Origin of the sequence: Nostoc sp. FACHB-133, assembly GCF_014698055.1 — a bacterium.
GTDB lineage: Bacteria > Cyanobacteriota > Cyanobacteriia > Cyanobacteriales > Nostocaceae > Nostoc.
Genome location: NZ_JACJSH010000038.1, coordinates 1 through 18,677, shown reverse-complemented (window position 1 = coordinate 18,677; position 18,677 = coordinate 1). Strand labels below are relative to the sequence as shown.

The 18,677-nt window shown below is 43.1% G+C and carries 21 protein-coding genes; 2 read left to right on the top strand and 19 right to left on the bottom strand.

From position 1 onward, the window contains the following. Nucleotides 1–222 precede the first annotated feature (222 nt). The 19 genes from H6G86_RS25475 to H6G86_RS25390 form a co-directional block, all read right to left on the bottom strand. Nucleotides 223–2,370 carry a tetratricopeptide repeat protein gene (locus tag H6G86_RS25475; RefSeq protein ID WP_190936645.1) on the bottom strand — a complete coding sequence of 716 codons (2,148 nt, stop codon included), beginning with the start codon at nt 2,368–2,370 and terminating at the stop codon, nt 223–225. Further along, nucleotides 2,367–2,843, bottom strand: coding sequence for a hypothetical protein (locus H6G86_RS25470; RefSeq protein WP_190936644.1), 477 nt, complete (start codon nt 2,841–2,843; stop codon nt 2,367–2,369). The genes H6G86_RS25475 and H6G86_RS25470 overlap by 4 nt, the downstream gene beginning before the upstream one ends. A 353-nt stretch (nt 2,844–3,196) precedes the next feature. Then, entirely contained in the window at nt 3,197–4,270 is a 1,074-nt protein-coding gene (gene proX, locus H6G86_RS25465; RefSeq protein WP_190936643.1) for a glycine betaine/L-proline ABC transporter substrate-binding protein ProX, read from the bottom strand. Between the two features lie 191 nt (nt 4,271–4,461). After that, nucleotides 4,462–5,445 (bottom strand): ABC transporter permease, encoded by a 984-nt coding sequence (locus H6G86_RS25460; protein ID WP_190936642.1) that lies wholly within the window; start codon nt 5,443–5,445, stop codon nt 4,462–4,464. A gap of 143 nt (nt 5,446–5,588) precedes the next feature. Continuing rightward, nucleotides 5,589–5,717, bottom strand: coding sequence for a hypothetical protein (locus H6G86_RS39660; protein WP_277883666.1), 129 nt, complete (start codon nt 5,715–5,717; stop codon nt 5,589–5,591). 68 nt (nt 5,718–5,785) lie between these two features. Then, nucleotides 5,786–5,977 (bottom strand): hypothetical protein, encoded by a 192-nt coding sequence (locus H6G86_RS38890; protein WP_242064964.1) that lies wholly within the window; start codon nt 5,975–5,977, stop codon nt 5,786–5,788. An 89-nt stretch (nt 5,978–6,066) separates the two neighbouring features. Next, entirely contained in the window at nt 6,067–6,678 is a 612-nt protein-coding gene (locus H6G86_RS25450; protein WP_190936641.1) for a Uma2 family endonuclease, read from the bottom strand. Between the two features lie 178 nt (nt 6,679–6,856). Beyond that, nucleotides 6,857–8,047 (bottom strand): quaternary amine ABC transporter ATP-binding protein, encoded by a 1,191-nt coding sequence (locus H6G86_RS25445; protein ID WP_190936640.1) that lies wholly within the window; start codon nt 8,045–8,047, stop codon nt 6,857–6,859. A 489-nt stretch (nt 8,048–8,536) separates the two neighbouring features. Then, entirely contained in the window at nt 8,537–8,932 is a 396-nt protein-coding gene (locus H6G86_RS25440; protein WP_190936639.1) for an ASCH domain-containing protein, read from the bottom strand. A 5-nt stretch (nt 8,933–8,937) separates the two neighbouring features. Then, nucleotides 8,938–9,318 (bottom strand): hypothetical protein, encoded by a 381-nt coding sequence (locus H6G86_RS25435; protein WP_190936638.1) that lies wholly within the window; start codon nt 9,316–9,318, stop codon nt 8,938–8,940. 45 nt (nt 9,319–9,363) lie between these two features. Beyond that, the gene (gene dnaB / locus H6G86_RS25430) at nt 9,364–10,728 is read right to left on the bottom strand and encodes a replicative DNA helicase (protein ID WP_190936637.1); all 1,365 of its coding nucleotides are present in this window, start codon (nt 10,726–10,728) and stop codon (nt 9,364–9,366) included. A gap of 117 nt (nt 10,729–10,845) precedes the next feature. After that, nucleotides 10,846–12,126, bottom strand: a complete 1,281-nt coding sequence (locus H6G86_RS25425; RefSeq protein WP_190936636.1) for a helix-turn-helix domain-containing protein — start codon at nt 12,124–12,126, stop codon at nt 10,846–10,848. Nucleotides 12,127–12,188: 62 nt separating this feature from the next. Beyond that, nucleotides 12,189–12,788: an alpha-ketoglutarate-dependent dioxygenase AlkB family protein gene (locus H6G86_RS25420; RefSeq protein WP_190936635.1), complete on the bottom strand. Its 600-nt coding sequence runs from the start codon at nt 12,786–12,788 to the stop codon at nt 12,189–12,191. After that, a complete protein-coding gene (locus H6G86_RS25415) occupies nt 12,785–13,465 on the bottom strand; it encodes a hypothetical protein (protein WP_190936634.1) in 681 nt (226 codons plus the stop codon). The genes H6G86_RS25420 and H6G86_RS25415 overlap by 4 nt, the downstream gene beginning before the upstream one ends. After that, nucleotides 13,462–13,920: a hypothetical protein gene (locus tag H6G86_RS25410; RefSeq protein ID WP_190936679.1), complete on the bottom strand. Its 459-nt coding sequence runs from the start codon at nt 13,918–13,920 to the stop codon at nt 13,462–13,464. The genes H6G86_RS25415 and H6G86_RS25410 overlap by 4 nt, the downstream gene beginning before the upstream one ends. 284 nt (nt 13,921–14,204) lie before the next feature. After that, nucleotides 14,205–15,101 carry a hypothetical protein gene (locus tag H6G86_RS25405; protein ID WP_190936633.1) on the bottom strand — a complete coding sequence of 299 codons (897 nt, stop codon included), beginning with the start codon at nt 15,099–15,101 and terminating at the stop codon, nt 14,205–14,207. Nucleotides 15,102–15,144: 43 nt separating this feature from the next. Beyond that, nucleotides 15,145–15,603: a DUF1392 domain-containing protein gene (locus H6G86_RS25400; RefSeq protein WP_190936632.1), complete on the bottom strand. Its 459-nt coding sequence runs from the start codon at nt 15,601–15,603 to the stop codon at nt 15,145–15,147. After that, on the bottom strand, nt 15,600–15,998 hold the full coding sequence (locus H6G86_RS25395) for a MerR family transcriptional regulator (protein WP_242064963.1): 399 nt from the start codon (nt 15,996–15,998) through the stop codon (nt 15,600–15,602). The genes H6G86_RS25400 and H6G86_RS25395 overlap by 4 nt, the downstream gene beginning before the upstream one ends. Before the next feature lie 97 nt (nt 15,999–16,095). Then, a complete protein-coding gene (locus H6G86_RS25390) occupies nt 16,096–16,998 on the bottom strand; it encodes a hypothetical protein (protein WP_242064960.1) in 903 nt (300 codons plus the stop codon). 146 nt (nt 16,999–17,144) lie between these two features. Between H6G86_RS25390 and H6G86_RS25385 the strand changes: the two genes are divergently transcribed. After that, a complete protein-coding gene (locus H6G86_RS25385) occupies nt 17,145–17,420 on the top strand; it encodes a helix-turn-helix domain-containing protein (protein ID WP_242064958.1) in 276 nt (91 codons plus the stop codon). A 232-nt stretch (nt 17,421–17,652) separates the two neighbouring features. Then, nucleotides 17,653–18,603 (top strand): hypothetical protein, encoded by a 951-nt coding sequence (locus H6G86_RS25380; RefSeq protein ID WP_190936631.1) that lies wholly within the window; start codon nt 17,653–17,655, stop codon nt 18,601–18,603. Nucleotides 18,604–18,677 lie beyond the last annotated feature (74 nt).

Sequence of the window (18,677 nt, the reverse complement as noted above, 5' to 3'; positions counted from 1 at the left end):
AAGTAGTTGGTGGCGATGGGGGAAAGGGAAAAGGAAAAACAAATTCCTTTCTCCGTTGGCTCGTAATTATCCAGTTCGTAGGATGGGTTTCGCTACCGTGCCACCCATCCTACGAGCGATCACTGTATGGAGCGGGAGCTAGTTAGTTTGAAGCGTTGGCGAGAGGATAACATTTGCTTTTTTGGTTGAAAGACTACAAAAGCATGGGCATAAAGAACCTTTTTACATTGTTTTGAGTGATAACTTCACCGTTGCATTCTTCCATGCATTTTCAAATTCTGATTCAAGTTTCTTCGGAACCTCATTGCCCTGAGCTTTGATACTTTGAATCAACCCAAAGAGCGATCGACCATTCATCTTGTGGATTTCCTGCTTTTCATAATCACAATTGTGGATTTGCAGATCATTACAAAACACCTTTTCGGCTTCCGTATAGTTTTTCTGACGGTAATATGCTGCGCCCAGCGATTCCCGCACTGGGTAATACCAGTCCGATGGCTCGTTGTATTTCAAACCGTCTTCCAGAGCAACAGCTTTTGTCCAAATATTGATAATCCGGTCATTAGGGGTATTTCCCTTGAAAGACCCGGAGTCTTGATTCAAAACTGGGTATTTCTCTTGCCTATTTTTTATCTCGTTAATAAAGTTACCACTTACATCTGGAGTCAGAGCTTCTAGTGTACGCGCTACAAGAACTAAATTAGCAATCCGAAATAGGTCGGAGGCATTGTTGTTACCGTATTGCAATTCTGGAGGAGCTTGACCAACTTTTTTCCGAAATTTCTCAAGCTTTGCTAGAGCTGACTCTACTGTAACGGGACGGGTAGTAGCCAGATATTTCAAAACTTGCCCATACGACTGCATTGCGTTGGTAAAAGGCAAATTGCGCTGGGTGAAAAATTCAAATAAGGCTTCCTCACACCTGATCTTCGACAGAAAATCCCATGCGTTAAAGCGTATTGCAGTCCAGATAGGGATGGTAAAGAAATAATCGTCCTTGGCTTGAACCAGTGTCTGATTATGGAGTGGATTATAACCATTCCAGGTATATTCTTTTGTGTTTTTTAACAATTCTTGCGCTGCTGCGATCGCCTCACTTGAACGTCCTTGAATTGAGAGCGTATCAGCCAGAAAATGCAGATTATGACTTACATAGTGCAGGGGATAGCGGGCTGTTTCCGGAGTTTGGCGGATATAAGCTCGGTCTACATATAGGGCTTTATAGTTAGCCTCCGTTGCCTTGGTGTACTCACCAATTCGTTGGTAGACATGGGAGGGCATATGTTGGATGTGACCTGCTGCGGGCACGAGTTCTGCGATTCTACGGGCACTCGGCAAAGCCACTTCCGGACAGGGGGATTCCTCGGTTGCGTGAATAAAATAGTGATTTGCTCCTATATGTTTCGGCTGGCGAGTGAAAACCTCTTCTAGGACTGGAAGAGCCTTTTCAATTTCAGGAGTTGGTTGGCCTTTTCTCCAACCTTGCCACGGACAGTGGTTTGTTCCTGTATTTCCTATATAATTCGAGTCGAGAGGGGAAAATTTTTCTAGTAGGTTATCGAAAAGCTTTTTAATTTCAGGAGTCAGATCACCTTGTGTCCACCATTCCCAAGGATGAATATTCATTAGAGCCGCCGCGTAGAGCGTTGCTGCATTATTGTCCTTTTCATGTGCTTTTTGAAGTTTTTCCATTGCATCAGCATAGGCTCTCGCATCAACACATACATATTTCCCTGTTGGATCTACATACACTTTGTTTCCCTGTGCATCGACACATACTAGTAGACCAGATTTGACATCGGCGTTGAGTGAAGCCACTTCGTTGTTTGCATTGGAAGACACTTGCTCCACTAGCACTTTGCTAGAATTATCATGCACTGGCTCTTTATTAGTGCGTTTGTAGCGTTGCGTAAGAGCTTCTGCGTAATCCTTTTCCAGCGATCGATCAGCCGCCTTCTCCTTTGCTAAATTGACGGCTTTGTAAGCCAAATTTAAGCAGGCATCTGTGGCACCCGTGTTAATATCTGGACCGGCTGCCATTGCAATTCCCCAGTAGGGCATTGCTGCTTTGGTGTCGTACTTTGCAGCCTGATTGAAGGAATGGATCGCTTCCGGGTGGTTGAAAGCATAAAGCAGGGTCATGCCTTGGTTAAGATAATCCTGTGCCTCTTGAACATCCGATCCTTGTGTGATAATTGGGTACTTATGATTTCCCAGACCTGAAAAAAGCGGTTCGGTGTAGCCTGGTGGCAGGGCTTTAATGCAATCTTCAATGTAGATAGCAGAAGCTTCGGCATTCCCTGGGTGTATTGCTAAAACTAGCACAATGACAACACACGCTATCAAATACTTTATCAGGGAAAAACTCATAAGCTGAATGGATTTTTAAATGGGGTGTTGCCATCGCAGCTATCGATTTCTTCAGGGCTGTAATAGTAATGTGGTCCATTTTCGGAGGGAGAACCATTGTCGAAGGGGTCTTTGGCTTTTTTGCTATCCCCTGGATATATCTCCACCTTATTCCTTAGCGTTTCCCATACAAGGGGCTTGTCATCTGAGCCAAAGAATGAATTTGTATCTAGTAGACCTCGATGGTTGGGGTCAGCCGGCCAATTGAGGGCAATGAACTCTTTCCAAGCAAAAATGGCGGATTGTGTCAAAGTGGCCTCTGATGCAGGCTTACCATTAGAGAAAATGTCTTTAGGTATATCACCACTGATGGTGATCGTGTTGGGGTCGTCTGCTGCTTCACTCGCCAGTGTATGGGTGGGGTAGCTCACAACTAAGAGGCTAAAGAGTATAATTCCAAACAACACACCTAAAATTCTGGTTAAACTTTTCATAGTTCCCCAAGTCATTGTGTGGATAGAAGGCGATCGCTGACTTTAGACATTTTGTACTTAGCGTCCTGTTGGTTTGTTCGTTCTATTTATGAATTATTAAGTTATTGAGCTTCAACGAGAAATAGATAAAGTTGGTATGTTTGTGTAAAGTTATATTGCTGTGAGCCACAGTTTACACAATAAGTTAATTTTGTCAATATACTAAATTGGTCAATTAATTTCCCAACTAGAAGCTGAGGTTGGTTCCAAGAGGTGCGATGACGAATTACAGATACCAAGTCAGCAGGCGTTTAACCAGAAGTTGGCGATCGCTTTCAACTGCCCTTTCTCCACAATCTGTTCGGTTGCTAAAATTATTTAGAAGCTTTTCCAGCAATTCTTGCTTCTTCTAGCCAACCATCAACCAACGCTTGATGGTTTTTCACCCACTCTTCGGCATTACGACGGATATCTTTTGAGCGATTTTGACCCTTATGGGCGAGTTTTTCTTGGGTAATAAGATCCTCAAAAGGAACCTGAACCAGTTCAAACCAGCGTTTGGCGGCTGGGTTAGCCTCTAAAAATTGCCGGGAAGCCACAAAACGCGCTCTATCCGAAATAAATCCCAGATTCTTACCGCCTACCGTGGTATCTTTTTGTGTCACCTCTTTTCCCTTTTCTCCTGGTAAAGAGGTAAAGGGAACTTCTAACCAAACCACATCTCTACCAGTTTGTAACACTGAAGTCAACCAATCAAGATTAAAACTGTTATAGAGTATAGGTTTTCCTTGCTGGTAGCGAGCAATGATATCTGCCTTGAGAACTTCAAATTCTCCCTTATCCTGTTTGACGGTATCCTCTAATCCGTAAACTTTCAAGTGATGATCAATAATCAGTTCACAGGCAAAACCCGGATTGCAACCCGTTAAATTTGCTTTACCATCTCCGTCTGAGTCAAACAGTTTGGCAAGTTTTGGGTCTTTAAGTTGTACAAGGTTCGTAATTTTATATTGCTCGGCAGTCTTCTTATCAATCGAATAACCTTGAATAAGATTACCGGAAACAAACATTCCAACACGTTCCAGTTTCTTTTCACCACCAGCTTTTTCAAAAAAGTTGGCGTGCAACCTTTCTGAAGTGGTAGCAACATCTATTTCGTCATTACCGAGACCAAGAAATATAGTGGTTGTATTCGATACCTTTAGTTCTTCGACTTCATAACCAAGCTTTTCTAAGCCAATGCGAAGGATTTCTACAGCAAATTGTGACGCTACTATACTACTAGCAGCAGGGCGTACTTTAACCCCCTTACCAGGTAACTCTACTTCTGTCGATTGACTGCTACCTGGAGATTTTGTAGCGTTTTCGGGAGTTGATTGGCAGGCAATTAAACCTACAAGCAAGGCTAATACTATAGCAAAGGTCTGTTTTTTTCTGTGTTGTTTCATTATTATTGGGTTAATCAGCTTTAACTGATATCTCACCTAAAAATAGAAATCGGAAGCCAGGAGTCAAGAAAGAGAATTTTTTATCTTTTGTTGTGCGAAAAACGCATCAGGGTATTTTCTAAAAATAGGGGCGCTTAGGCTAAGGAGAAAAAAGTTTTTCATCCTATTTTTTGAGAGTGATCGCTCATCGGTCACGCTCGTGTAGTCGAAGTGTTAACTCTTAATCTGGAAAGGAGAAAACCGATAGGCCCTTGTTGCAGCCAAGAACCTTTGCTGCTGACTTTCCCCACAGCCTGAGTAATCCGGTCAAGCATAATCGCTAGCAAGACAATGCACAATCCTCCAACAGCAGCCAGTCCCACATCCAGACGACCAACGCCCTGCAACACCATCAATCCTAGCCCTGGCACGGCGATCATTGAGGTAACTACCGACATTCCCAATGCAAACAGGATAGTTTGGTTTAATCCAGTGAGAATGGTCGGCATAGCTAGGGGAATTTGAGCCTCCCACAAAACTTGCCAAGGAGTTGACCCAAAAGCGATCGCCGCTTCCACCACTTCTTCAGATACTTGCCGGATACCAAGGTTGGTGAGGCGAATCAGAGGCGGAAGTGCAAAGATGATGGTTGCCATCACCCCAGGAACTTTACCAATGCCAAATAGCATGACGACAGGAACCAGATAGACGAAGATGGGGATGGTTTGCATGATATCAAGGAGGGGTCGCACAAATCCCACTAGGCGATCGCTCCTGGCACAGGCAATACCGATGGGAATACCGATCGCCACGCAAAATGCTACCGCAGTCACCACCAAGGAAAGTGTCACCATTGCCTCCTTCCACGCCCCAACAAAACCAATTAAGGTCAATGCAGAGATGCTATAAATCGCAATCTTTCTCCCTGCCACCTGCCATGTCATCAACCCAATAATCATCAGGAAAATTAGGGGAGGAATGGATTGGAACATCGCTTCTATAGAGTCAAGCGCAAATTTAATCGGGATGCGAATTACTTGGAAGATGGGACGAAAGTTGTCAACGAGAAAATTAACCGCAGCGTTAACCCAATTATCTAGAGGTATAGTATAAAGCTCAAAGGGGTTTAATATAATATCCAACCCAGATTGGCTCTTGGCAATGAGATAAGCGCCTAGAGTTAACTCATTTAACACAATAGAGCCTCCTGATAAAAATGGCAAAAAGAGCGAGGAGTTAACTTAACAAAAGCTGCTAATACTAGCAAGAATAGTTTGTTTAGTGCCCAATCGCCTGCCTGCGAGAATAAATTTTTTCTAGAGTAAATCCCGCAATACGCTCACGCGATATCCGAGGGTGGATTACCTGCAAGCGCCCGTCCAATCAACTTTTCAGCCTCTCGTAATTCTGAACATTCTACAGCAAGCGTTGCGGCACCGCGATGGAGAACTGAATCTAGTCGGCTCAAGGCCAAATAAGCCTGCTACTAGTACAGCACGGCGTAAATAAACCAACCATTCAAAATCAACGAAACGCTTATGCTGTCTTCATTTTGAATTTTGAATTTTGAATTCCGCGCAGAGGTACTAGGTCTGCGGCAGCTTGCTCAACAGAAAAGGCTGCTTTGGTTAACTCCAACGCGAAGGTGGTATCACCCCTTTGGCTAGCTAAAAAAGCTTGATCAACAAGTTCCATTGCTTCTAGATGAAGAATTTCTACGTCTTGCATTTTTCAACTACACTGGTACGTGGTGTGTTAAATTCGACGACACAGACGTAGCCGGGTGGCTTTTAGGATGATAATTGTTCATTTAGCCCTTAAATCGCACCTCGAAAAATTTGTTTAGCAGTTAAATTCAATTCTGGGAAAATAGAAGAAACAATTTGCTCATCAGAGCGAAATTGTGTGATTTGATATTCATCATCAGTCAACTGACAGATAGAAAGTGTTGGCTGTTTAGGATTCCCGGTAAATCTTTTAGCTCCCAGCCCTAGGTAATCAACAATCCAGTATTCGGGAATTCCAATGCTTTGATATTTCCCAAATTTCGTGTAGTAATCATCATCCCAATTAGTAGAAACAACTTCCACAATTAATGGAACTGAAGCACCTTCAATTACAGTAGATTTTTTCTTCCATAATGGCTCATTCACAAGATTTGTCCGATTTAATAATAATACATCAGGTGAGTAACATGCTTCGCTCGTGGGAGATTTTACTAGTGCTGTTTTTGGGATGAAGTAAGGTAAATTTAATCGAATATATTCAAAGCTTATTTGACCAGCTATAAAACCTACAACATCCTCATGGTCGCCTGTAGGTTGCGCCATTTCAATTATTACTCCATCGTGTAGTTCGTAACGTCCGCCTTCTGGACGCCATTCTGTAAATTCATCAAAAGTTACTAGTTTAGGTAATGCTTGAGTCATACTGTTTCCTTTTCTGTAGATGGTGGTTTATTTTGCTAGCTTGTTTCCTTTATTTATGCCACCTTTTTTTCTTACTTATTTGTAGCCAAGTTAGGTTTATTTTCAGTCAACCTTCGGATAACGTTTTGCTATCAGTTAAAATTGGGGCATCTGCTGTAATAACTAAATTAATAATTTTCTACTGAATGTTGCTAATACTAGTAAGAATATCAGACGCTTCAACAACACCTTTAAATTTCTCTTCGCTATCAACCACAGCAACCGTTTGTCCTTGTTGGTAGAGGTGAAAAATACCTTCTAAGCTGATATTAGCATTGGCTTTAGAAAAGTTTTGCAGCATCACAGAACTCAGGTCATCACTTCCTTGTCGGATAGCTTCAAAAAGAGATTTTTTCGTAACCATGCCAACGAGTTTACCACCCTGATCGACAACGTACATTTGTTTGAGGTGATGGTGTAACATTTTCTCCAGTGCCACTCTAGGGGAGTTTTGACCGAGAATCAAGGTAATGGTTTGACGAGCAATTGACCCAGCTTTGAGGACTTGGGCGCGGTTGATATCCATAGTAAAGGCGCGGATGTAGTCGGAGGCGGGTTGGGTAATGAGTTTGGAGGGAGTACCGACTTGAACAATATAGCCATCTTTCATGACGGCAATGCGATCGCCAATTTTTAGCGCCTCATGAATATCGTGACTGATAAATATAATAGTTTTGTGCAGTTCTTTCTGGAGGCGCAGCAATTCATCCTGCATTTCCCGGCGAATTAGTGGATCTAGGGCGCTAAATGGCTCATCCATGAGTAAGATATCAGCATCTGTCGCCAAAGCACGGGCTAAACCCACCCGTTGCTGCATCCCACCACTCAGCGAGTCGGGCAAATAATCCGCCCATTGCGCTAAACCCACCAATTCTAAGGTTGAGAGTGCTTTTTGGCGGCGAGAAACTTTGTCCACTCCCCGCACCAAAAGACCATACTCTACATTCTCAGTAACAGTTTTGTGGGGAAACAGCCCAAATCGCTGAAAAACCATCGACACTTTCTTCAGGCGAATCTCCCGCATCCGTTTCTCGTCCACATGGGCCACATCTTCATCATCAATGTAAATATGCCCGCTGGTGGGCTTAATCAGACGGTTGATGCAGCGAACCAAGGTAGATTTTCCCGAACCGGATAACCCCATCACCACAAACAATTCCCCTTGATTAACCGTGAGAGATACATCGGCAATGCCCAGTATATTAAGAGTAGCTTGCAAGATATAATCTTTAGATTTGCCTTCTCGAAACAGTTTGAGAGCAGCATGAGGCTTTTCTCCATAAATCTTGATGAGATGCTCAATGCAAATTTTGGGTTTTGAATTTGTCATTGCCTGACTAAAGTAACAAGTAACGAACATGTTATGAAACTCTAAATATATGGTGCTTCTTCTACTGATGGCTCACCAAAATAGAGATTTATGATTTATTCCAAATTTACAAAACTGGCATTCAGACTTCCTGTTTTTGAATTTAAGTATAATAGACTATCGTTGACTAGCTTCCCTTTCTAATGAGCGAGAAATAATAGGTTAACTATCTAATTTGGGAGCGGATCTCAAAAGCTTGATATTGCAGCAAATTAGCTAAATTCTTTTAGGCATGTCTGGAAATTAGGGTTGCAATAGCGTTCGCGGAACGTGCGCCCTTGGCACATAGCGAGTAGAGCTTTCAGCAGGTCGCGCTCACTTGTTACTATTGCTCTTTTGGCAAACTCTTGTCAACTAACTTGTCAATAATAATATATTTCTCCTACTTTTCCTTCTTTCCTAAGTTATTATCAAGCTATCTTTTAAAACCAACTAATACCTTTACTGATTTCATGAGGCGATCGCACTCCTGACCAAATCATCCGGCACTTCAAAAATTCCCAACCGCCCAATGTAAGGAATCGGTATAATCTCGCGTGGATTCTCCAGCTTCCAGTGATATTGCCCAGGCATTCCCCAGCCAGACGCAACTTGCGAAAACTTGCAATCAACTATTGTGACAATGCCAATAACTTGACCGCGACGGAGAGAGATTAATTCTGGGATTATTACCTCTATTCCTTGACAAAATTCTTTCGCTGACTGGTACTCTTTCTTGGTACAAGTCTTGGCTGCGTGAATCAGAATGTCGCCGCGATAATGAATGGGCCAACCACGGTTTTCAATATTTTTGAGAGCATAAATAATTGCCCATGCCCAAGGCTGACGAACAGATAGCGCTTTCATGGGTTTTAAAACTCCAGCAATTGAATGTATGCGTCTAATGCCGCGATCGCTGGATGTGGATGTATTTGCGACTTCAGCCCATTGCAGATTGTGGCAATAGTTCCAAGCTCTATGAAAGTGAAATGAATATTGGACTGACGGTCACAACAGCGATGTAGAACTGTTAGAAGAACAAAATTCAACTGTCTGAGAATTACATCTTCAGCTACATGAAGTCGCCAAGTAAGGTTTTCGGAAGTAACCGAACGCCAGGGGTTATCGAAAGAACACTTTTCAACTTGGGGCAGCACTTTTACCTTAAACCTGTAATCCCTGTCAGTAGTAGAACATTCATCAGGGGCAAGAGCCGCCCATTGTTGTAAAAGCTGTTGGTAAGTTTTAATCATTCTCAGTTCCCGCATAAAAGACAATGTTTATCCTCCAGTAGAGCCTTAAAAACTACGACCACGAGATAAATTCTTGAATCTGGTAAACTGATGGTCAAACAAAAGCTTGACTGTACCTGTGGGGCCATTGCGTTGCTTGCGAACGACTAACTCAGCAATGCCACGATCTGGGGTATCGGGGTTATACATTTCTTCGCGGTAAAGCATGATCACAACATCACTGTCTTGCTCAACAGCACCACTGTCTTTTAAATCACTAAGTACAGGGCGTTTATCGTTACGATGTTCAACTTCGCGGTTGAGTTGGGACAAAGCCAGTACAGGCACATCCAAATCTTTGGCTAATCTTTTTAATCCTCGGCTGATTTCACCGACTCGTTGAGCCATGTTCACCCGTGAATCAGTATCAAGCGCCATCAGTTGTAAGTAGTCAATGATCACAAGCCCAACACCACCGTAATGGGATGAAATTCGGCGGACTTGGCTACGAATTTCATTAAGAGAAGGGCAAGATTCGTCGTTGATGAAAATCTGTTGTTCACTTAACTGTGCGATCGCCACGCTCAAGGGTTGCCACTGGCTGTCAGAGACATTCCCAGTTTCCAAGAAGTTATTTTCAATGCCAGATTCGCTGCTCAAGAATCGCTGTACGTACTCATCAGTAGACATTTCCAAGCTGAAAACGCAGATCGGCATCTTCCCAGTTTTGGCAACATTGAGAGCGAGATTACCAGCCAAAGCGGATTTACCAACAGAAGGACGAGCAGCCAGTACATACAACCGTCCTTTGCGAAAACCACCGCCGAGTATACCGTCCAGGTCATAAAATCCACTAGCCAATGCTGGTGAGCCTGTACCAGCATGACGCGCTTCAATTTCGGTAAAAGTGTCGGCTAGGGCATGAGAAATATGAACCAAGTCAGAGGCAGAATGCTCAGACTTAATGCAGTAGACTTTTTGTTCGGCTTCGTCAAGAATTACAGGTAAATCAGTTTCGGTGGCATAGCCGAGTTGAACAATCTCAGTGCCAGCAAGGATTAACTGCCGCCTTTGGTATTTTTCCATTACCAAGTCAGCTAAAACATCGATGTTCACAGCTGACACAGTACGGTCAACCAGACTGGCCAGTTTATTGCGTCCACCGATACGGAACAATAAACCATTATCAGACAACCAGTTGGTAATACAAAGCAAGTCTGTTGGTAATCCCTGCCCGTACAGTCGTAGGGCTGCTTGATAAATATCTTTGTGGGCATTGATGTAAAAAGCATCTGCACTCAGACGATCGCTCATTCGGCTCATGGCGCTTGGGTCGAGCATGATGCCACCGAGTATTACTTCTTCAGCCTCAATGCTTTGAGGGGGTAAGCGGTCTTGTTGAGATGTGAAGTTTGATTTGTCTTGTGTCATAAATCCTCAAACAGAAGTCGGAATTCGGAGGTTGGAAGTTGCAAGTTAAAAGTGAAGACAGGGGCAGGGGAAGTCAGGAAGAAAGCCGAATTTGGATAAAATACTTCCGACTTCAACTCATGCAGCTTGCGGATGTAAGTAGGCATACATGGAGGGATGTGTCAGCTTTAACCAATCCAACCATTTGAGCGTTGCACCTACGTCTTCTCGGTCATAGCGAGTGCTGAAAGAAGCGATCGCTTTGTCCTTGCCAACTTCATCCATGCGGTCTAGAAGTTCAGAGAATGTGGCTTTATGCCAATCAAGAGAACGATTTGAGTAGTAACTGATGGGTTGGTCATTGGGTTTTGATTCTTCAGTTTGCGGTGTAGATGAAGAGAGAACTTTTGACCAATAAACCAGCAGTTCTTCTAAACCAGCTTTACTCACCTCCAAATTGCTGATTGATTTGATCACAGTGGGGACTTTTTGCTGCCAATTAACCTTGTCCCACTCGGCTCTCTCCTTGGCGATTAACTCCACCAAACGGCGATCGCAGGTTTGGTAAATCTTGTCTCTGCAAGAAGTGCGCCAGGGGAAACGCCAAGAACGGAGCTTGATTTCATTTCTGTAAACTGCGGGTAAAGGCTCAGATGCCAAGATGCCGGGGTCAAGCAGGATGTGATTAAGCAAATCATCAATCGACTGAAATTTTGGTTTGCTTGGTTTCTTATTCGCTTGTTTGTTTTTATCGAACAACTCCGCCGCAATAGTTGCTCCTCTTGAGGGGTTATCGGTTTGTTGCGAAGACTCGAAATTTTTTGACAACGAAGTGGGTTGTTGTGGGGTTGGTTCTTCTGGGGTTGATTCTTCTAAACTTGGTTTTTCTGGAGTTGGTTTTTCAAGGTTTAGTTGTTTAGTTTCACACACACACGATTCTTGGGTGAGAAATGCGTTTTGAGTTGGGGGTGGTTCTTGTATGTGTTTTTCTTCTAATTTATTTTCTTCTAATTGTTTTTCTATATGAGGGGTGGATGACCCACTTATGGACGATCCACCTATGGACGATCCACTTATGGATGACCCACCTATGGATGAATGATTTTCTCGAAATAACTTTGTGTCTTCTTTGCTGGTAAAAATGTAATATTGCCAGTCAAACTTACCATTGTTCGGATTGTTCTCTTGAACTCTCACTAAATAGTCATTTTGTTCAGCGTTTTTGATAGCATTACGGATTTTGTCTCGTTTGTACCCCAAATGTTTTTCGATTACCGTAAAATTAATATCAAAGTTTTCATCGTGAGAAGCTACCCAAGAAATTAACCTAAATGTTGAATCAGTAACGTTGTGATCACGAATTAAACTGTTGGGAATTGCAGTAAACTGTTTAGAGGGTTTACCATTACGAAATCCCATAAAATCCTCCTTGAATATTAATAATATTGGATATAAACCTCAGCAATAGCGATAACTTGAGGTCATCTCCTACCCCCTACGTGTGGTCGAAAAGTTAGATTAATCCGTGTGCTAACGACCTTATTGGTCTTCGGGACTTGATGCAGATGAGTACTTTGACAACCCGGAAGCATCACCAGCAGACTCCCATGCTCCAGCCAAAAGTCAGTCGGCTTACCTCCGATGGGCTTGATTTGGAATTTCCTCACCGAACCTAAACTGATTGATGCGATTGCAGGATTTACACCCATCGAAGCTTCACTATCGTTGTGCCAGCCGATACTGTCTTGTCCACTTCTATATTGATTGCCAATGACGATGCGAAAGTTATAACCAGCAGTTGCGGTGATTCTGTCGCGTAACTTAGCCAGAGCGTCTGTCCAAGGTAGTGGTTTGAGTAGTACGCTTTTAGAGTAGAGGTAATCACAGCCTTCATCGCCATAAATGCACTCTAGGCGAGGCACAGGCATTGTTTTACCCAGCATACGTATTTGATTCTGTTGCCATTGCAGTTGTTGACAATGTTGGTAGAGTGCGTCAGCTTCAGTAAGAGTGAGAAACTCTGGATAATAGTTAACTGGTAAAACAATGGTTGGTTCATCAAAAAGCGACATCTGTTTCATAATTCTCCTTTGGCGATTGCCCGAACGATTTCAATAGCTCGTTCTTGTGAAATAGCCTGTTCTGGATTTTTGTAAAACCCAATGATTTGAGACTTAGGACGAATAATAATTTGCTGCCCTGTTGCGCGTTTGTCCCATACAAAGCACGAGATGGTAATGTTGTCTGTTGCCCAACGAGTACCCCGTTTATCCTTGCGAAAACAGAAGCGCGGCATGATTAGAACAAGTGACGGCGGGTGTTGTTGCAAGAAATCCGCCCGATCATCACAGGGTTCGAGAAAGCTGGTAAGTAAAAAAGCAGCGACACCCACACGCGCTTTCTGGTATGCATTCTTGATGATTGATGCAGCAAATTCCGCGTATGGTGGGTTAGTACAAATCCAGTCGCACTCTGGAAATTTTTCCCATGATCCGGCTAATGTTGCATCGTAGTGAAAATGTGCCTGCTTGTTCGGATCGATGTCGTTAGTCCAAATATGTTCTGCATGAGGCCACACATTCAACAAAGATGCGATCGCTCCATGCCCCACACAAGGCTCACCAATCACACCAGATAACGGAACATGGCGCAGTAATTCTGTAGTGAACCATGATGGAGATTCGTAAAAGTTCAGAGGATGCCGGGTGACAGTTTCGATGACGGTGATTTCTGGTGCTAATAATGGTGTAACAGTCATACTTCATCCTCACTAAATTCAATGTGGCTTAAAGTCTGAAGTTCAACAGCTAATCCACTTAAGAAGTTTTGGAGTTCAACTGTTGCCAATTCTTTGGATATCTCTTTTTCTGATGTGTAAATAAGTTGCTTATGATGCCCAAAATAAACTTCTATACGAGTTAAGTTTTGCTCTGTGTCAGTTAACAGAGTTAAAGTAAATCTTCCAAGTTTGCAGAAGTAATACTGGCGGCGATCGCAAGGGTTGCCTTGATGCCAAGTAATATAAGGTTTTGAATCAATGTGAGCGCTAATAGATTCAAAATCAACGTGGAAAATGTTCATCTCAGTCAGCATCTCGCCACTGTTATAGCGGTCTGTTATATGCTGCTTAATTGCTGTTACTGCTAAACCGTCAGGAATATTAATGTGAGCTTCCGATGTGATTTTTTCAACTACTGTAACTATGGCTTTCATTGTTGTTACTCTAGAGATGCAATGAGTGTTTTTGTGTGGCGATTGTTACTTATTGAGCGGCAATCGCTTTTTATTTTGATTATTAGGAATCTTGAAGTGACGACACTTTCTCAGATGTGTATTATTTGCTAGAAAAGTCATCTTTGTAACAAATAATTTCAAAATGCTGTTAGTTGCTTGACTAAGTAAAAGAGAAACTTTTAATGTTATTGGTAATATTCGATGCTTCAGCAATAAATTCCATCTTTAGTTAGCGAACGTTTCTGTGGTGGGGGCGTTCGCTTTCACTTGGTCAGCACTGGTTCTTTCTTACTAGCGAAAGCCCCCGCCTGCCTTAGCGCTGCACCAGGACTAGGGTGAGCGAAAAATTCTTCTATAGCTTTGGTCAGCCCAGCCGCAACAACCGGATCGTGACAAGCGTAGACATAGATGGGCTGTTGCACACCGTTAACCAATCGTGTTTCTTGGCGATCGCCTAGTTGTGGGTAGAATGTTCTCACCCATGTACCCAAGTGTCCCCGGTAGTGAGCGCCGCTCAGGGGGACTTTCTTTCCGAGTTTGCTCTCTGCAAAGTTGACCACGCCGAGCCAGCGTTCTTCTGAAGGGGTTAGCAATTTCCTATTATGTTCAGCCAGAAGATTCCCGGCATAGTCTTTGAATTGCTGTTCCATGTATGGGTTGAGTCTGCCACCTGTGAGTTCAGCTAAAGTTTTCATGGCCAGGACAAGAGTATGCAATCGTTGTTCAACTGGGGGGAGGGCTGATGTAGTGGATTGTTCTTGTGGTTGAGTAGCGGGTTTTGTCCACCCCAATAAATCTTGAATCCAGGCACGAACACCAATGCTTTCAAAAGCTTCACAGGCTAATTTTGCTTGTGCGGTACATCTCTTACCAGCTTCATAGCCGTAATAATGAAGTATGGTTGCTACAGCGACATCGGGAATACCGGACTCAGACCATGATTTAATCTCAGCACCTTTAAAGCCTTTGTAGATAAGCCTTTCAGCCAGTTTAGAGCGAGAAATATCAGCAGCAGTTTTGAGGCTTCTGAGCAATCCAGCATCATTAACATTTGCTAATCTGGCTGCTGCCCGAACACTGGCCTTGCCCTGACCATTAGCGTCGATTTGAATCTCTTGTTTTATCTGGTCGATAATTTGAGCGATTTCGATTTGTGACATAACTTTAGTTGGGTGATAATTTTTCCTTGTTGATTAGAGAGAATTAGACATTCACGCGCACCAAACTTTTTTCACCGACCAATGAGAAGCGACTAAACATTGTCGGTGTTTCAGTCAATGTTGGCGATAGCAATTCGACAAGGTAAAACCAAAACTTATCTACAAGTACAACCCCCAGAATCAGCCGTTGTTTTGTGTCATCACCATAAGAACACAGGATTACTTTCTGCCCCAAAACGAAAGCAGGTTTTTGCACAGTGAGGGTTTCTAACTGCCCAGTCCCAATGATTTGATGTTCTGTAGCGTGGACAATTTCATCACCACAGATGACTGTATAAAGCCAACACTCATATTTCCATTGCACACCAGAGCAATAGCCAAATGTTCTTGTGGTTTTCAGGTAAACTCTCTCCAGTAAATTCACCTCAACGGATGGAATTGTTCCACGCCAAGGTGGAGAAAGATACCAACTTGTTTGAAGTGCGTTAATATTGTCAATCATGCTTTTCTCCCTAATAAGTAATTAATTGCTTCAACATCGAGAGCAGCAATGCGTTTTTTAATTGATTGTGGTGGGTTATCAAAAAACTGTTTAAGATGCCATCTCCGAATTTGGTAATGTCTAGCAGAGCGTCTTGTAGCTTTGAGCCATCCTCTTTTTACCCATCTTGTGACAGTTGAGAAATTCAATTGAAGAACTTGGGCAATTTCTTTACAAGAATAGTTATCAAGAGTGGGACGGGCGGAATAACCTAAGCTATTTAACTTCAGATAAATTGCAATTGGTGTGCGTTGATATCCTCGCCTTTTTAGGATTGAAGCTATTTGTTTGATTGTATAGACTTCAGCTTTCGCCTCAATAATTGCGAGTTCTTCATCAGTCCATTTTGTATACATTTGATTACCTCCTTCAATGAAGGGAATGTGTTTTAGGGAAAAGGGGAAAGGAATGAAGAAATTTCCCTTTAACCTTTTCCCAGGCGAAGCCCAAGACTTACGCCGTGACTAACTCCGTTCTCTCCAGCAGTCGTTGCAATTTATCGCCAGTTAGCTGTTCTAACGGTTGGTCTAAAAAATATTCATCAAAAATGGATTTATCATCAGTAGACACGTCCACCATCGACAATGACCGCACAGCATCAAGCACGGAGTTAGAATACTGCTGCTGGACTGAACAACGCCTCTTCACCCACCAGTCACCGTCAGTGCATCCGACTTGCCCCAGTTTCACGCCGTTGTTGTTGTAAATGCCATCATCGAGAATTTCAAACCCGTAATTCTGGCACTCGTTGAAGATATGCGCCATGATTTGGTTTTCAGTCGTGGGGGGTGTTGCTTCTTGTTCCTGCACAGGTAATGAGCCGTCTTTATAGTGAGTGCAGATGAAGCGATCACAACGCATTAGAGTGTTGGCACGAAATACTTCTTTGTCGTTGATCATGACTACCCAGCGTTGCGTTAAGTGGTTGTCGTCATGGCTGATACTAGCTATCAGTTTGTCATCAGCGTAATATTCGTAATCAGAAAACGAGATTTCGACTATTGTGAGGAGTTCGGGAGCTATAGCTTGGGCTTGGTCAGCGATGTAGTTGTCGAGTTCGGCTTGAGCGAGGGCTTGGTTGTCGGGGGCAGTGGGAGCGACTTTCTGAATCTTGCTTGCTTGATATTCAACAATCGCACTAATCCAGGCATCCTTGCAGCGTTTATCGCTTACTTCGACTGTGCAGGCGATTTCGCTGTAGATTTGCTTGAGTCGGGCAATAGATTTCAGTTGCAGCTGTTGTTGGCTGTAGATTTGGTATGTCATGATAAGTAGTACTCCATCTTGATGGTGGATCTTTTGAAAGGCGATCGCTTCGTTTTGCAGACTGGGGCGGTCGTCTTTTGTTTTTGGCAAATTTTATTTGCTCTAATATATGTAACTGTATGCGGTAGTGCATACAGTTGTCAAGGGTTAATGCAAATAATATATGTATATATACATATTTTGTATGCACTAGTGCATAATTTTGTGTTAATGTAGCCTACAGGTACGATGGAGGGATGAGCAAAAAAATGTTTTGTAGGCTAGCCGTGCTTATGGCAGAAAAAGATCCACAGCTGTCACAGAGACAGTTGGCAAAAGAAACTGGGTTAGATATCACAACGATTAACCGCTTGTTCACAAATAACTTCAGCCGCGTTGATGTCGGTACAGTTGAAGTTTTGTGCAATTACTTTACTAGAGAAGTAGGTGATCTTTTTGAAATGAGAAATCCAGAAGACATACCTCAACGCAAATCAAGAAAGCGTTCCAACTCAGAGGTTGAGGCTGCATGAGTGCTTTTGCCTTTGGAAAACTGAAAATCAACAGTATTGTTCTTACTCCTCTTGCAGTGGAACAGGTATGACTAGGGAAAAGAAACCAAAGTCACGATACGCTGCAACAGAAGAAGAAGTGCCGCAATATGGAGACAAAGTATGCTTTGAAGCTGCTACAGGTAGAGTCAGATGGAGATAAGACCTCCTTAAAAGTTGACTCTTCAAGCACTGTTCAGCTAGAGGTGGAATAATGACTAAAGCACCCCGTAAGCGCAACAAAGCCACCTCTGCTGCATCCAATGACAGCACATTACCAGATGACCAAGACCTTGAGGATATCTCCCTTCAGGAAAACCCAGCCTTAGCAACAATAAACGTTACTGCCGTTGAAGTTCCAGAATTAACCGAGCAGGAAATTAGCGATCGCTTGCATCTGGAGAGAAAAGTAGAGAGGGCATTTTTTGAGGCGGGAAAGGCTTTAATGGAGTTACGTGAGCGCAGGCTGTACCGCTCGACCCACAAAACCTTTGAGGAATATTGTAGGGACAGGTTTAGTTATACTTACCGCCATGTAAATTATCTAATAGCTGGTTGTTTGATAGTTGACAATATAAAAATGGGAACTAATAGTTCCCAAAATGAAAGGCAGGATGAAATGGGAACTAATAGTTCCCAAATTTTGCCCACATCAGAAGTACAAGTTCGCCCTCTGGCAAAGCTAGAACCTCAACAACAGCCAGGAGCATGGCAGCAGGCGGTAGAAAAAGCAGAGGGTAAAGTCCCAAGTGGTAGAATCGTGAAGGATGTGGTGCAGCAGATAATGGAACGCACCAAAGTACCCAATACCTACCAGATCGGGGAAGTGTGCCAAATTTTAGCCAAGGACAACCCGGAACTTAGGGGCAAAGGTGGATGTTGGGGAATAGTCAACCATGTAGGTGAATTCAGCTGCACTGTAAAAATCTGGGATGGCGAGTACAGTATTGGGCTGAAGCACCTCAAATCTTACAATTACTTACCTGCGGAGTGTAAGCAGATGCAGGTGATTTGCGATCGCATCAGTCGAGTGTATTCCGATTCGCTGGAGGAGACAGTCAAAAGTCTGTTGCAGTTGTTGGGGAAGCTGAATCGACCTTATCTTACGGCGGTGGAAGAGAAATTATTGACGCTTCTGGAGTCGGAGTATGGGAGAATACCCTGAACAATTTTGGCAATTTGGCATTCAATGTTTTCAGGTTGCAGTTTCAATGGAGTTAGCAACACAATGGGACAGTG

What these genes read in the sequence shown, in the direction of transcription:
- H6G86_RS25475 (WP_190936645.1), bottom strand. Translation starts at nt 2,370, where the DNA reads ATGAGTTTTTCCCTGATAAAGTATTTGATAGCGTGTGTTGTCATTGTG.
- H6G86_RS25470 (WP_190936644.1), bottom strand. Translation starts at nt 2,843, where the DNA reads ATGAAAAGTTTAACCAGAATTTTAGGTGTGTTGTTTGGAATTATACTC.
- proX (WP_190936643.1), bottom strand. Translation starts at nt 4,270, where the DNA reads ATGAAACAACACAGAAAAAAACAGACCTTTGCTATAGTATTAGCCTTG.
- H6G86_RS38890 (WP_242064964.1), bottom strand. Translation starts at nt 5,977, where the DNA reads ATGCAAGACGTAGAAATTCTTCATCTAGAAGCAATGGAACTTGTTGAT.
- H6G86_RS25450 (WP_190936641.1), bottom strand. Translation starts at nt 6,678, where the DNA reads ATGACTCAAGCATTACCTAAACTAGTAACTTTTGATGAATTTACAGAA.
- H6G86_RS25445 (WP_190936640.1), bottom strand. Translation starts at nt 8,047, where the DNA reads ATGACAAATTCAAAACCCAAAATTTGCATTGAGCATCTCATCAAGATT.
- H6G86_RS25440 (WP_190936639.1), bottom strand. Translation starts at nt 8,932, where the DNA reads ATGAAAGCGCTATCTGTTCGTCAGCCTTGGGCATGGGCAATTATTTAT.
- H6G86_RS25435 (WP_190936638.1), bottom strand. Translation starts at nt 9,318, where the DNA reads ATGATTAAAACTTACCAACAGCTTTTACAACAATGGGCGGCTCTTGCC.
- dnaB (WP_190936637.1), bottom strand. Translation starts at nt 10,728, where the DNA reads ATGACACAAGACAAATCAAACTTCACATCTCAACAAGACCGCTTACCC.
- H6G86_RS25425 (WP_190936636.1), bottom strand. Translation starts at nt 12,126, where the DNA reads ATGGGATTTCGTAATGGTAAACCCTCTAAACAGTTTACTGCAATTCCC.
- H6G86_RS25420 (WP_190936635.1), bottom strand. Translation starts at nt 12,788, where the DNA reads ATGAAACAGATGTCGCTTTTTGATGAACCAACCATTGTTTTACCAGTT.
- H6G86_RS25415 (WP_190936634.1), bottom strand. Translation starts at nt 13,465, where the DNA reads ATGACTGTTACACCATTATTAGCACCAGAAATCACCGTCATCGAAACT.
- H6G86_RS25410 (WP_190936679.1), bottom strand. Translation starts at nt 13,920, where the DNA reads ATGAAAGCCATAGTTACAGTAGTTGAAAAAATCACATCGGAAGCTCAC.
- H6G86_RS25405 (WP_190936633.1), bottom strand. Translation starts at nt 15,101, where the DNA reads ATGTCACAAATCGAAATCGCTCAAATTATCGACCAGATAAAACAAGAG.
- H6G86_RS25400 (WP_190936632.1), bottom strand. Translation starts at nt 15,603, where the DNA reads ATGATTGACAATATTAACGCACTTCAAACAAGTTGGTATCTTTCTCCA.
- H6G86_RS25395 (WP_242064963.1), bottom strand. Translation starts at nt 15,998, where the DNA reads ATGTATACAAAATGGACTGATGAAGAACTCGCAATTATTGAGGCGAAA.
- H6G86_RS25385 (WP_242064958.1), top strand. Translation starts at nt 17,145, where the DNA reads ATGAGCAAAAAAATGTTTTGTAGGCTAGCCGTGCTTATGGCAGAAAAA.
- H6G86_RS25380 (WP_190936631.1), top strand. Translation starts at nt 17,653, where the DNA reads ATGACTAAAGCACCCCGTAAGCGCAACAAAGCCACCTCTGCTGCATCC.